General features: G+C 61.6%; 11 protein-coding genes. 8 read left to right on the top strand and 3 right to left on the bottom strand.

Features of this window, described 5'->3' with window-relative positions; genetic code table 11:
* Positions 1–208 precede the first annotated feature (208 nt).
* From QRN59_RS05925 to QRN59_RS05905, 5 genes are read left to right on the top strand one after another with little or no spacing between them, the layout of a single operon-like run.
* Positions 209–1,852, top strand: coding sequence for a bifunctional 3-(3-hydroxy-phenyl)propionate/3-hydroxycinnamic acid hydroxylase (locus QRN59_RS05925; RefSeq protein ID WP_284981573.1), 1,644 nt, complete (start codon positions 209–211; stop codon positions 1,850–1,852).
* 40 nt (positions 1,853–1,892) lie between these two features.
* Positions 1,893–2,822, top strand: coding sequence for a VOC family protein (locus tag QRN59_RS05920; RefSeq protein WP_284981572.1), 930 nt, complete (start codon positions 1,893–1,895; stop codon positions 2,820–2,822).
* A 28-nt stretch (positions 2,823–2,850) separates the two neighbouring features.
* Positions 2,851–3,678 (top strand): fumarylacetoacetate hydrolase family protein, encoded by an 828-nt coding sequence (locus QRN59_RS05915; RefSeq protein WP_284981571.1) that lies wholly within the window; start codon positions 2,851–2,853, stop codon positions 3,676–3,678.
* Positions 3,679–3,702: 24 nt separating this feature from the next.
* Positions 3,703–5,151 (top strand): aldehyde dehydrogenase family protein, encoded by a 1,449-nt coding sequence (locus QRN59_RS05910; protein ID WP_284981570.1) that lies wholly within the window; start codon positions 3,703–3,705, stop codon positions 5,149–5,151.
* A 48-nt stretch (positions 5,152–5,199) separates the two neighbouring features.
* Positions 5,200–6,315: an NAD(P)-dependent alcohol dehydrogenase gene (locus QRN59_RS05905; protein WP_284981569.1), complete on the top strand. Its 1,116-nt coding sequence runs from the start codon at positions 5,200–5,202 to the stop codon at positions 6,313–6,315.
* A 976-nt stretch (positions 6,316–7,291) separates the two neighbouring features.
* Here QRN59_RS05905 and QRN59_RS05900 read toward each other — a convergent pair.
* From QRN59_RS05900 to QRN59_RS05890, 3 genes are all read right to left on the bottom strand, one after another.
* On the bottom strand, positions 7,292–8,188 hold the full coding sequence (locus QRN59_RS05900; protein WP_284981568.1) for an SDR family NAD(P)-dependent oxidoreductase: 897 nt from the start codon (positions 8,186–8,188) through the stop codon (positions 7,292–7,294).
* Positions 8,189–8,233: 45 nt separating this feature from the next.
* Positions 8,234–8,977, bottom strand: coding sequence for an SDR family oxidoreductase (locus QRN59_RS05895; protein WP_284981567.1), 744 nt, complete (start codon positions 8,975–8,977; stop codon positions 8,234–8,236).
* 129 nt (positions 8,978–9,106) lie between these two features.
* Entirely contained in the window at positions 9,107–9,811 is a 705-nt protein-coding gene (locus QRN59_RS05890; RefSeq protein WP_284981566.1) for a TetR/AcrR family transcriptional regulator, read from the bottom strand.
* 277 nt (positions 9,812–10,088) lie between these two features.
* Between QRN59_RS05890 and QRN59_RS05885 the strand changes: the two genes are divergently transcribed.
* From QRN59_RS05885 to QRN59_RS05875, 3 genes are read left to right on the top strand one after another with little or no spacing between them, the layout of a single operon-like run.
* Positions 10,089–11,339, top strand: coding sequence for an MFS transporter (locus QRN59_RS05885; RefSeq protein WP_284981565.1), 1,251 nt, complete (start codon positions 10,089–10,091; stop codon positions 11,337–11,339).
* A 42-nt stretch (positions 11,340–11,381) separates the two neighbouring features.
* On the top strand, positions 11,382–12,332 hold the full coding sequence (locus QRN59_RS05880; RefSeq protein ID WP_284981564.1) for an MBL fold metallo-hydrolase: 951 nt from the start codon (positions 11,382–11,384) through the stop codon (positions 12,330–12,332).
* Between the two features lie 29 nt (positions 12,333–12,361).
* Positions 12,362–13,330 carry an amidohydrolase family protein gene (locus tag QRN59_RS05875; protein WP_284981563.1) on the top strand — a complete coding sequence of 323 codons (969 nt, stop codon included), beginning with the start codon at positions 12,362–12,364 and terminating at the stop codon, positions 13,328–13,330.
* Positions 13,331–13,341 lie beyond the last annotated feature (11 nt).

Here is a 13,341-nt window from a genome sequence, read left to right as displayed (position 1 = left end):
ACCAGCACCACCCCCCAAGGACTCCTAATTCACCAGCTCCGCACTCGACATCCAGAGGAGAGCGGCGCAGCCGTCATGTCGAGAAGCAGGGCACCTTCAGAACCGACGCGGACAGGAACAGTTCTGTTTTGCAGGACTTGCATCCTTGCTTTTAGGACATTCAACCTTTAGTGTGGTGCTTAGGATCACAACCGAACCAAGGAGCACAATGGAGTCTTCCGCTGAGATACTGAGCTGCGACGTCGTTGTCGTCGGCGCCGGCCCCACCGGTATGAGCGTTGCGGCGTTGTTGGCTGCGCGCGGACTGAGCGTCGTGGTGCTGGAACAGCGCTTGAGTACGAGTGACGAGCCGAAGGCCATCAGCCTCGACGACGAATCACTGCGTATCTACCAGCAGGCAGGGATCGCCGAGGATGTGCTCGGCATCATTGTTCCGGGCACCGGCACGCGTTACTACGACTCGGACAATCAACCACTTTTCCAGGCGAAGGCGGCGGTGCCCTACCGGCTGGGCTATCCGTTCAAGAATCCATTCGCCCAGCCGGACCTGGAGCGGATCCTCGCAGATGCCCTGGCCCGCAATCAGCAGGTCTCACTGCGCTTCGGCATGAAGGTCATCGCCCTTGAACAGGACGAGATTGGGGCCCGCGTTACAGCCTTGGGGGTCGATGGCCCGCTGACCGTGAACGCCCGCTTTGTCCTAGGCGCCGACGGCGGCCGGTCCACAGTCCGCGAAATCCTCGGCATCAACATGAGTGGGCGCAGCTACAAGGATGTATGGCTGGTCGTAGACACCCTTGAGGATCCCCACACCGAGCGATACGGAATGCACCACGGCGATCCAGTCCGACCACATGTGATTGTGCCGGGCCTCAACGGCCGTTGCCGCTACGAATTCCTGCTGTTCCCCGGCGAGGGCGAAGCTGGCCAGACTCCCGATTTCGGGCTCATCCAACGTCTCGTGGCCCCTTACCGAAGCATCAATCCTGAACAAGTCGAACGAGTCGTCAACTACAAGTTCAATGCCCTCAACGCGGACACCTGGCGCTCAGGACGCGTCTTTCTCTTAGGAGACGCGGCACACATGATGCCGCCGTTTGCGGGTCAGGGCCTGAATTCAGGCATTCGGGACGCCGGGAATCTTGCCTGGAAGATCGCCGAGGTAGTCCACGGCAAGGCCACTGACGAGGTGTTGGACTCATACGAGTCTGAACGCAAACCCCATGCCCAGGCCACCATCGAGCTTTCGGTGCGGTTGGGCAGCGTGGCCATGACTGCGTCTGCGCGTGCCGCGACCCACCGTGACGCGGCAGCTCGCTCCGCTCTTGCCACCGTCGACGGTCGCGCATTCTTTGAAGAGATGCGTTATCGGCCGCTGGCCCGCTACGAGAACGGCGTTGTAGTCGGCGGTCCTGAACTGGACGGCGTGGCTGAAGTGATCGGGACCTCCTTGGGCCAGCCCCTGGCATTTGACATTGGCACCCGACGAACCCTTCGGCTCGACGATGCACTTGGCGACGGCTGGTCCATCTTCGGCATCGATGTCGAGCCGGCCAGCTGGAGCAGCGCACGGGCGCTCGCACAGCTGACGGAAGCCTCCCTGTGGCAGGTTCCGCTCTCAGATGAACTGCCGCGAAAGGTAGAGGATATCGGGGTGCTGCTGGACTTGGACGGGGGCCTGTATCGCGAATTTGAGCCATTCCACGGCTGTTTCGTCCTGCTTCGTCCGGACCGTTTCGTGGCCGCGGCCTGGCGGCCGGAGAATACCGCCGCCGTCACCCTCGCCGTCGCGTCCTGGCGGACCATGGCCTCCGTCCGCTCGCGGCGTGCTGCATCGCTGCTCATTCCGTGACACCCCCACTCATCTGCATCATCCCTGAAAGGAACCAATCATGGACCGTCCCACCCGCCTAGTTCTGCAGGAAAACGACACCGCTGGAACCCTGCGCCACACCGCCGTTTCACACATCGGCTTCTACGTTCCGGATATCACCGCGGCCCAAGGATTTTACAACCGTGTCCTGGGCCTGGCCGTCCACGAGACCCTTCCCGACGGCACTGTCCGCATGGGGTGGGGTACCGGCCATCACGTGTTGGACCTGATCGAGGGGCCCAAGGGACTCGCCTACTACGGCTTCGAGGTCCGCGATGAAAACGGCATCGAGGGCATCCGTACCCGCCTGCAGAAGGCAGGGCACGCCGTTGAGGCGCTGGATACAACCCACATCAGCGCGGCCATCGGCGCCCCCGAGGGGATCGCCGTCGTCGACCCGGACGGTACCGCCGTGCACTTCCACACTGCCGTGCATCGCCAAGGCGAGAACGCCGCCGATCCCGGTCGGCGCCCGATCAAGTTCCAGCACACGACCGTCGGGACCGCCGATCTGGAGCCGATGGTCGAATTCTTCGTCAACACCGTTGGCTTCCGCATCTCGGACCAGCTTGAGGACGGAAGGTTCTGCTGGCTTCGCTCCGACAAAGACCATCACACCCTCGCCATCGTCAATGTGGGCCAGGGCGGAGACCTCGACCACTACTCCTACGACCTGGCCGAATGGGAGGACTTCAAGTCCTGGTGCGACCGGCTGACCGAACTCGACGTTCCCGTGGCCTGGGGCCCGGGACGCCACGGTCCCGGCAACAACCTCTTCGTCTTCTTCGACGATCCCGCCGGCAACCACATCGAACTCTCCGCCGAAATGGAGAAGTTCTACGACGACCGTGTCACCTACGTCCCGCGGCGCTGGCAGCCAACCCCAAGCAGCGTTAATCTCTGGGGCGGACAGCTCCCCCGCTGGCGCAAAGTCAGCCAGACCGTCTAAACCACCCGTAACAGAAAGAGACAGCACCATGGCATACGCCAACTACGAGCTCAGGGGCCGTAATTATGTCGGCGAGGTCGACGGCAAACATCTGATCCCTCTCACCGGCCTGGATGAAATCGGCCCGGCCACCACCGCGGACGCCCTGGCCTCCGCCGAACGTCGGAGTGCCGAACGGGTCCCGGTGGCGGATGTCCGACTCCGTGCGGTCTCCCCCCGGGCCGGAAAGATCGTCTGCATCGGTCTGAACTACACAGCACATATTGAGGAGTCCAACCGCGAGCTGCCCACCTACCCGGTCATGTTCCCCAAATACGCCTCCAGTCTCATCAGCCCGGACGCGGACATCGTGCTCCCCCCGGAATCCTACCAAGTGGACTACGAAGGCGAACTCGCCGTCATCATCGGCAAGGCCGGCCGTCGGATCCGCGAAGAAGAGGCTGCGGACCATATCCTCGGCTATGCGGTCTGCAACGATGTGACCATGCGCGACTACCAGTACAAAACGCACCAGTGGATGCAGGGCAAGGCGTGGGACAACTCGACGCCTTTGGGCCCCTACCTGGTCACCCCGGGCGAAGTCGACCTCACCGACGCCGCCATCAGCACGACCCTCAACGGTGAGGTGGTGCAGGAATCAGATCTGTCCCACCTCATCTTCAGCGTCCCCACGCTGATCGCAACCGTCTCGGAGTTCACCGAACTGCAGCCCGGCGACGTTATCCTCACCGGCACCCCCTCGGGCGTCGGCTACCGCCGCGATCCACAGCTCTTTCTGCGCGACGGCGACGTCGTGACGGTAGAGATCGAAGGCGTCGGCGCCATCACCAACAAAGTCACCGCCGAGCGGGTCTGAAGAAACGGCGCAGAAGGAATCATCATGAACGGCTTCAAAGGCCTGTTGATCAACGGGCGAGAAGTACCATCAAGTTCAGAGCAGCGGTTCGAGAACATGTCCCCGACCACGGGAAGCTCGTTCCTGCAGGTCGCTGCCGGGACAGTCAAGGATGCCATCAGCGCCGTCGAAGCTGCCTCGGCAGCATTGGCTGTCTGGGGGAACGTTTCCTTCGTGGAACGCCGCCAAGTGTTGCTGAAGGCCGCAGAGATCCTGGAATCGCGGCGCAAGGAACACCGTATGACGTTTGCCCTGGAAACCGGCGGCGTGGCCAGCTGGGCAGACATGAACGTCACGGAGGCTGCATCTACGCTGCGGGAAGCCGCAGGCCTCGCAAGCGCCGCCATTGGCGAGATGCTGCCATCGCATGATCCAAGGACGATCAACGTCGCACGACGAACACCGGCCGGCGTGGTACTTGCGATTGTTCCTTGGAACGCGCCGCTCGTTCTGGCGACACGATCCGTGGCCATCGCCTTGGCCGTGGGCAATACCGTGGTCATCCGCCCCAGTGAGGAAGCCCCGCTCACGGCGGGCTACCTGCTGGCGGAGGCCCTCACCGAGGCGGGCATCCCCGACGGTGTGGTCAATGTGGTTTCCTCCGCCCCGGGCCAGGGCCGGAATCTCATCGCAGCGATGGTTGAACACCCGGCCGTCCGCCGCGTGGTCTTTATTGGATCCACCCCCGTAGGGCGGAGCATCGCCGAGCTCGCGGGGCGGAATCTGAAGTCGGCCGTCATGGAACTGGGCGGAAAGAATCCAACCGTTGTCCGGGCTGACGCAGACCTGAAACTGTGGACGCCGGCTCTGGCCTTCTCCTCCTTCGTCAACGCCGGCCAGGTGTGCATGGCAACGGACCGCATCATCGTGCACGAATCACGGGCGGCTGAATTGCAGGAACGCCTCGCATCGCATGCCAAAGCCATGGTCGTCGGCGATCCGCGCGAGGCTGATACCGAAGTGGGTCCGCTGATCAACCAGAAGGCCGCGGACAGCTATACCCGCCAGATCGCAGACGCTGTGCATCATGGCGCTCGCTTGCTGACCGGCGGCCTGGACATCGACGGCCTTTACGCCCGGCCTGTGGTCCTGGCTGGTGTGAGCCCGAAAGCTGCGGTGTACTACGAGGAAAGCTTCGCGCCGATAGTGAGCATCTACCCTGTAGCCAATGATGACGAAGCCGTCGCCCTCGCAAACGACTCTGAATTCGGCCTCATCGGCAGCGTCATCTCAGCAGACCTCCATGCCGCCCAGGAGCTTGCCAAACGGCTGAAAGTCGGTGCCGTCCACGTCAACGGCCCCTCCGTTGGAGATGAGCCACACGTGCCGTTCGGCGGTCTCGCCGCTTCCGGCTTTGGCCGCCTCGGCGGCTTTGAGTCAGTCCGCACCTTCACCGAGGAACGCACCTTCTATCTGCACGGATACGACAATTAGCCTGCCAATGATGAACACTCACTCCAGCCCCTAAACCAAGGAAGACCCATGGGTACGAAAACCACTGCGGCCATCGCCGTCGCCCCCGGACAGCCTTTTGAAATCGCCGAGATTGAACTCGACGACCTGCGCGGGGACGAAGTCCTCATCCGGCTTGTCGCGACGGGAATATGTCACACCGATCTGAGCGCAAAGTCAGGGTCCATCCCTTATCCGTTGCCCGGAGTCCTGGGACACGAAGGCGCCGGCATCGTTGAGCAAGTCGGCGCAGGCGTCATGCGGGTGAAACCGGGCGACAAAGTCGCCATGACGTTCACTTCCTGCGGAGACTGCAAGGCTTGCCGTTCCGGTTCACCCGCACTCTGCGAATCGCATCTGCAATGGAACCTCCTCGGAGGGCGGCGTGCCGATGGCACGGCGACGATGCGCCGCGATGGCCAAGACCTCAATGCCCATTTCTTCGGGCAGTCCTCCTTCTCTTCCCTGGCCGTGGTTGACGAACGAAGTCTGATTCCCTTGCCATCGGACACCACTGACGAGGAACTGATCACCTTCGCCCCCTTGGGCTGCGGCTTCCAAACCGGAGCCGGCGCAATCCTCAACGTACTCAGGCCCGGCACCGGAGACACAGTGGCAGTCGCCGGAGCGGGCGCCGTCGGCCTGGCGGCGGTCATGGCTGCAGCGCTCACACCCGTTACGAAAATCATCGTCATCGATGTTGTGCCTGAACGACTGGCTCTCGCGAAGTCCCTGGGCGCCACAGACACTATCAACGCCGCAACGGAAGACACCAGAAAGCGGCTGGCGGACCTGACCGGGGAACGAGGGACCGATATGGCTGTAGAGACGACAGGCAACGTCACAGTCCTGGAATCCTTGATTGATTCCCTGGCAATCGCCGGCACCTGCGCGGTCATCGGCGCTCCCAAGGCCGGCACTCGAGCAAGTTTTGACGTCAACGCTCTGCTCCCCGGCCGAAGGATCGTCGGCGTCACCATCGGAGACAGCGAGCCGCTGTCATTCGTTCCCCAGCTCATTGAGCTGTACCGGGCTGGCCGGTTCCCGATCGACCGGCTCGAGCGCCGCTATGCCTTCGAGAACATCGAGCAGGCAGCCGCAGACGCAGGCTCCGGTCAAACCATCAAACCCGTGCTCGTCTTCTGACCCAGACTAAACAAGCCAAGATAAGGCGGCTGGAGGAATCCTCTAGCCGCCCGGAAACTGATCGGGTCATGGAGCGTTTTCGCTCTGTGCGCATAGGTCGTCCTCGCCGAAAGGCTATGGCCTGATCACTTCGGGTCGTCCATCCGGGCCACACATATCGAGCCCAGTTTGCGTCTCGATCCCTCCGCGTCGGCGCTATCGACGCGTCTGTCAGCGGAAGGCCCAGTGACAGGTTCGACCGTCGCGGTCTGATGCCGTTTTCAACGCATCAGTTTGATGGTCTTCATCGCCGGATGCGCCAAGGCCGGCTCGCAGGGCACCTAGACCTTTCCGTTGCCCGCCGGGGTTGGCACATGGACAAAGTCATGCCTCCGTGCTGGCCCGGGCCAAAGAAACCGCTCGCCGTCAACATGCGTATGGATAGAGTGCCCATTGGGGCTCTAATGCATCGCGGCTGGGCTAGCTGTCATGCTGCCAGCATGCCAGCGCCCATGTTCTGGATTGGTGCCATAACCCTTCGGCCCCCATCCCGATCGTGCCCCGCCTGACCTTCGCGATTTTGCCGAGTACACCGCAAACCCTGCTTCTGGGGCTCCGGCAGGCAGCGGGATCTGCTCTCAAAGCGTTCCGCAAGGCTGACCTTGCTTTCGCGCGCGTAGCCTTCACCCAATCTTCTGACATGGAGATTCGTAAGTTCACCTCTGCCTCGACCGTGACTGTCCCGGCACTGATCCGTGCCTAGGGCCGACCGGCGCGCAGAAAATCTTCCTGAACGCCTCTGAATGGTCGCCTGGACTGAGCCAGAAGAAGATTTCCGTCCATGCGAAAGAGACCGGTTCCGGTGCTGGCCAGGATTCTCGATCACCGCCCGGTCCTTCCGCCAGCCGGATGCAGTTCCCCATCCGAAAACCAGATCGAGGCCTCGGGCCCGAGCTTCTCAACAAGAAGCTCGGGCGAGAAGCTGTGTCGCAAATGCTCAGTTGTTGACAGGGTCCAGGAGGTCTCCGAGGCCGATGCGCTTGAGGAATCGGGCGCGAATCCGGTCCGCCAAGTCACTGACTTCCTCCGAGCCGTCGTCTGCGGGGTCAACGTGGACCCGGAAAGGACGTTGCCCGGGGGGCAAAGCCACGATGCGGGCGATTTCGTCGGAGACTAAGGAGGCCTCCGCTCCGAGGGGTGCCAGTTCGGCGAGTTTGTCCGACACCTGGTCCATGAGTCCTGCGTAGTGCTGATCGTAGTCGACGACCAGGTCTTGGTCGCCGGGCCGGCCGCTGTTGGCAAAATGGTTCGTCCCGGAGGTAAATGCCCCAGGAACAACGATGGTGGTTTCGACGCCCCATCGGGCCAACTCGGCCCCGTAGCTTACCGCAAGGGCATCCATCGCAGCCTTCGCTGCGAAATAGGGTGCCAGATACGGCGGAGTCCCGCCCCGTGTACTCGAGCTTCCGACCCACAGCACCAGGCCATGGCCCTGGCGGCGCAGTGTGGGAAGAACGGCTCGATTCAGGCGCTGGGTTGACAGGACGTTGGCGTCGTAGGCTTGGGCGAGCTCCTCCGGCGTGAAGGCCTCTGCCGGGCCCGTGACCATGTGCCCTGCATTGTGGACGACCACGTCGAGGCCGCCCTCTTCTGCCAAAATCTGCCCGATGGCCCCGTCAATGGACTGCTGTGAGGCGGAATCCATTTCGATGGCACGAAGGTCGACGGAATTCGCCACGGAGTAATCGGTGGCCTCCTTGACACGGGCCGCGTTGCGGTCGCGGGTACGGCGCATCCCGGCATAGACGGTGTTTCCTTGATCCGCCAGCGTCCGTGCCGTGAGCGCGCCGAAGCCGGAACTGGCGCCGCTGATGACGATGATCTTTTTGCTCATGAGGTTCTCTCCTTAACTTATCGAAACGAGGGACATAGATAGACGTCAGATGGCTCCGCCATTGACATAGACGACCTGGCCGTTCACCCACCGGGCCGGACCAGCCAGAAACGCCACAGTCTCGGCGACGTCCGCCGGAGTGCCGAGTCGCTCCAAAGGGGTGACCTTGGACAGGTTTTCGATGGTCGCCTCGTCCTTGCCATCCAGGAACAACTCGGTCGCCGTCGGCCCTGGTGCCACGGCGTTGACGGTGACGTCTCGACCTCGCAGCTCACGGGCAAGGACGAGCGTTATGGCATCCACTGCCCCTTTGCTCGCTGCATAGGGCGCATATCCGGGGAACGCAAGCTTCGTCACCGAGGATGAAAAGTTGATTACCGCTCCACCGGCCCGGACACGGCGGGCGGCCTGCTGGTTCACCACAAAGGTCCCCCTGATGTTGGTTCTGTGCATCCGATCCAGAGCATCGAGATCGAAGCCGGCCACCGTGCCAAGAACCATCACCCCGGCTGTGTTCACAACGACGTCGACTCCGCCGAACTCGGCTTCAGTGGCGTCAAACACCGCCGACATCGCTGCCTCATCAGACACGTCGCCGGCTAAGGCTATGGCGCGGCCTCCTGATTGTGTGATCGCCGCGACGGCGTCGTCGGCCTTGGTCTTGTTTCCTGCATAGTGCACAGCTATCGCCATGCCGTCTCGTGCGAGCCGTTCCGCCGCTGTGCGGCCGATCCCGCCGGAACCGCCGATGACGAGGGCGACGCGGGTTGCTGTTGTTGTGGGGTTCATTCGATTTGTCCTTTTGTTGGGGTCTGACGGAGATTTGGGTCTGTGAGGTTCGTCGCGGCGAACGATGCGCGAGCATCTGCAACCCATGACGTGTCGTTTGGAGAACAGCCCTAGGTGGGGACCTCGTTGTTAACGAGGTTGTTGTTTGCTAGAAGGCCCGGTGAATCGGTTCATCCATTCGGCCATCAGTACCCGTTCTCCTTGGCTCAGCTGGGGCGGAGGGTCCGTAGCTATGGTGGAAGCGAATGTCGCCGCAGCTTTGGCCAAGGCGTCGGGCTGCCCATGCCCGGGTTCGGAAGTGAACACGCCATGCAGGGTGATGTCCCGAACTCGGTCGGAGACGGAACGGTCGGTGTAAATTTCCGGGCGCGTGATCAGGGCAAGCGCCACACCGGTATTGGCTGCCATGATCATCTGGGTTGCAAGACCGGACGGCACGAGCAGACGCCCCTTCCGGCCGGCCCGGTCTACGAGAGCCTGAAGGAGCTGGTGTGAGGCCAGGACTGCGTCGGGCTGGCGCTTTAGCCCCGGGCCAAACATCAGTCGATAAAAATTCGGACGAGCTAGAGCAAATCCCGTATGCGCATCCCACCCTTTTCGGATGTCGTCAACAGGATCCTCAGTAGGTTCTGCTTTGCGTTTTGAAGCAAGATACTCCTCAAAGGCATGATCGACCGTCGCCGACAAAAGCCCGTCCTTGTCTCCGAACAGCCGATAAAGCACCGGTTGCTGGACGCCAGCAGCTTCGCAAACGGCCCGGGTGGATACATCCGCCACGGCTGAAGCCGCCAACAGCTGGGAGGTGGCCTCGATTATCGCTGATCTCGCACTCATATTATCAACGATATCCAAGATTTGTTATCAGTGCAAACATGCATTGACCGCGTCGGCATCCAAGCGTCCGCGAGCCTGTTGGGATTCACCAGGGGCGGGTCCGGGCCGCGTGAACAGGAATGAAGAAGCGCCTCAGGCAGGCCAACTCCGCCCTTAGGACAAACCTTCAGTGTCCTATTATTTAGGTATTGACTCCTGAAGTTTAGTACTGAATACTCGATTGTATTCCCCGGATGCATCCGCACCTGGATCATCACACTTCTCAATGGAGAGCAAAGTGGCCACACTTATCAGCACCTCGGGACCAACGCAGACTCCCGACCGCAAGAACTCGGCTCCGGCCGTCGCCATCCTGATCTGCACCATCGTGACCGTGATGGAGGGATACAGCCTGATCGTTTTCGGTTCGGTCATCCCGCTGCTCCTGACGGATGGCTCGCTAGGAATCACGCCCCAATCCGCCGGCGTACTCGGCAGCTTGGTGTATGTTGGAATGTTTTTCGGAGCGATCCTCGCCGGGATCATCGGTGATCGGATCGGACGGCAGCCGGTTCTCGTGGTTGCCATCGCTCTCTTCGCTCTCGGCGGTTTGCTCGCCGGATTCGCTGACTCCGCCACAGCACTGGGATTCGCGCGATTGCTTTCAGGTCTTGGTGTCGGCGGCGCGGTGACGACAGCACTTGCCCTGGCGCGAAATCACGCACCCGCGAACCGATCCAGTCTCGTCGTTAATATAACGATGGCAGGCATCCCCCTTGGCGGAACCATCGCGGCACTGTTGGGCATCTGGCTACTGCCGCTCTACGGCTGGCGTGTGATGTTCTTCGTTGGCGCTGCGCTCACGACGGTCATACTGCTGATTGTGCTGACCGTGCGATTGGAAGACCGGCATGCTTTCCGGGAAGCCAAGGCAAGTGCGCCGACCCGGGACTCCTCACTCAAACTCCTGTTCTCCGGAAGAGGTTCCCTACTCGCCATTCTCATTGCAGCCGTTGCGGTGCCGAACATGTTCACTTGGTTTGGACTTAACGTGTGGCTCACCGCGACCATGAATGCTCTCAAGTTTCCGCTGGCATCGGCACTGCTTTTCTCCCTGACTCTGACGGCCGGTGCGGTAATTGGTTCCCTGGCCACAGCGTTCTGGGCTGACCGATGGGGCGCGCTTCGCGTTGGTACCGTCACGGCACTCTTCACGGTCGTCGGTCTTGTGGGAGTCGTGTGGATCGGATCACAATCGCTGCCTGCATTGCTCGTATTCATCGCGCTCATGGGCGCAGGGGGACACTCCACCATGAACCTCCTCAACGCGGCCACCAGCAACCTGTTCGCGCCTGAGATCCGCGGAACCGCCATTGGATGGGCCAACGGCATCTCCTACTTCGGCGCTTTCGGGCCGATCGCCGGCGGCCTGGTGCTATCCTCGGCCGCTGGTCCGGGCGGCGTATTTGTGCTTTTTGGAGGCTCAGCAGTGCTGGCATTCGTCGCGACCGGACTCTTTGCCGCCGTCACCCGCAAGCAGCATGCTTGAACCACCGGTTCACACCTTCCAAAGCAACGAGAAAGAAGCGTCATGTCATCCACACCTCCGACTGAGCGTCCTGTCCCCTATGTTCGCTTCCCCCACGGTTCGTTCGAGTGCACCGTAGTCAGTGACGGAATACTCGAGATGGGGGCGGCCAGGGTGAATTTTCCCACTGCGAACCCTGAGGATATCGACGCGCTGCTCACGGTCCATTACCTGCCAACCGAAAACGTCCGACTGAACCAGAACGTGCTCATCGTCAACACCGGCGATCAACTGATCCAGTTTGATTCAGGAGTCGGCATCGACCCCGAACTGGGCCGAGGGTTCTTCGGCCCGAAAACGGGACAGGCGATACCGAATCTCCGCGCCTCGGGAATCGATCCCGCCGACATCGACATCGTCGCGATCACTCATACGCACCCCGACCACGTATGGGGGCTGGTGGATGCCGAGGGCACACCCCTGTACCCTAACGCGAGTATCGCGGTCAGCCGCGAGGACTTCGAATACTGGACCGATCTGTCGCGGATCGATTCTGCGCCCAATGAGCACATGAAGGACCACTTCAGGGGGGCCCACAAGAATCTGATGCCATATGCGGATTCCGGTCGTATCATCTGGGTCAGGGACGGATCGGAAATCGCGCCGGGGATCACGGCCGTCGCCACCCCGGGCCACAGCCCAGGTCATATTGTATACAAGGTCGAGAGTGACGGGGACACCATGATCACCTGGGGTGACCTCTGCCATCACCAGGTCCTTCTCCTCCAGCACCCGGAGTGGGGATTCCAGTTCGACTACGAACAGAAGGCCGCCACTGCCCAGCGGTGGCGAATCTACGACCTCGTCGAGTCAAACCGATATTCGGTACTGGCCTACCACTTCCCGTTCCCAGGCCTCGGCCATCTCAAAAAGGACGGTGGCGGATATGCGTGGCTGCCGAGCGAAATTGAGCTCCGGCTTCCACCAGAAACCATTGCCCTCCTGGCTCACTGACCGCCGAAAACTCCTGAAGGAAAAACACCATGACTCGCCGTACCGTAGATATCCACAGCCACTTCGTACCAGACTTCTATCGCACAGCACTGATCGACGCAGGCCATGACCACCCCGACGGCATCAAAGGCATCCCCGAGTGGAACCAGCGGCTGGCGCTTGACTCCATGGACAGGCTGGACATCGACGTGGCCGTGCTGTCCATCTCGTCCCCTGGGGTGCACTTCGGCGATGACGCCAAAGCCGCTGAACTGGCACGGGCGGTCAATGAAGAGGCAGCCCGGCTCAAAGAGGCCAACCCGGACCGGTTTGGTTTCTTCGCCAGCCTGCCATTGCCCGACATTGATGCATCCATCGCCGAGGCGCGCTTCGCACTCGACGAACTCCACGCCGACGGAATTGTGTTGGAGACCAACCATCATGGCATGTATCTCGGTGACGAGAGGCTGGAAGCAGTCTATGCCGAGGTCTCAGCCCGGTCGTCTGTAATCTTCATCCACCCGACCTCAGCTCCTGGCGCCGAACACCTCGCACTCGGGTATCCCCGGCCAATGCTCGAGTTCATGTTTGAAACGACCCGGTCGGTTACGAACATGATCCTTTCCGGTGTCCTGGAGCGCCATCGGGATGCCCGGGTTGTCGTCCCGCACGCCGGTGCCGCCCTCTCAGTCCTGGCGAACCGCATCGAACTGCTTCTGCCCTTGCTCACCCCACCGGGCGGCCACGTGCCCCCCAGCATGAGGGAGGCCTTGCGATCTCTTCACTTCGACCTTGCCGGAGCGCCCGTCGACGAACTTCTTACGGCCCTTCTTTCGGTCGCAGATCCGGACAACATCCACTATGGCAGTGATTATCCGTTCACCCCGGCGGACGCCTGCGTGGGCCTGAAGAAGAAGCTCGATGGAACTTCGACGCTGGATGGGGAGCTGCGCCAACGCATTCTCTCGGAGAATTCCCTGCGGCTCTTTCCCAGGCTCAGGACAGCGCAAGCACCCTAGAGCCATCCGCG

The sequence above is a fragment of the Arthrobacter sp. efr-133-TYG-118 genome, assembly GCF_030209755.1.
In the GTDB taxonomy this organism is placed as follows: domain Bacteria; phylum Actinomycetota; class Actinomycetes; order Actinomycetales; family Micrococcaceae; genus Arthrobacter.
This window is presented reverse-complemented; position numbering and strand designations above follow the sequence as displayed.

Coding starts and splice junctions, on each gene's coding strand:
- QRN59_RS05925 (WP_284981573.1), top strand. CDS start 209: ATGGAGTCTTCCGCTGAGATACTGAGCTGCGACGTCGTTGTCGTCGGC.
- QRN59_RS05920 (WP_284981572.1), top strand. CDS start 1,893: ATGGACCGTCCCACCCGCCTAGTTCTGCAGGAAAACGACACCGCTGGA.
- QRN59_RS05915 (WP_284981571.1), top strand. CDS start 2,851: ATGGCATACGCCAACTACGAGCTCAGGGGCCGTAATTATGTCGGCGAG.
- QRN59_RS05910 (WP_284981570.1), top strand. CDS start 3,703: ATGAACGGCTTCAAAGGCCTGTTGATCAACGGGCGAGAAGTACCATCA.
- QRN59_RS05905 (WP_284981569.1), top strand. CDS start 5,200: ATGGGTACGAAAACCACTGCGGCCATCGCCGTCGCCCCCGGACAGCCT.
- QRN59_RS05900 (WP_284981568.1), bottom strand. CDS start 8,188: ATGAGCAAAAAGATCATCGTCATCAGCGGCGCCAGTTCCGGCTTCGGC.
- QRN59_RS05895 (WP_284981567.1), bottom strand. CDS start 8,977: ATGAACCCCACAACAACAGCAACCCGCGTCGCCCTCGTCATCGGCGGT.
- QRN59_RS05890 (WP_284981566.1), bottom strand. CDS start 9,811: ATGAGTGCGAGATCAGCGATAATCGAGGCCACCTCCCAGCTGTTGGCG.
- QRN59_RS05880 (WP_284981564.1), top strand. CDS start 11,382: ATGTCATCCACACCTCCGACTGAGCGTCCTGTCCCCTATGTTCGCTTC.
- QRN59_RS05875 (WP_284981563.1), top strand. CDS start 12,362: ATGACTCGCCGTACCGTAGATATCCACAGCCACTTCGTACCAGACTTC.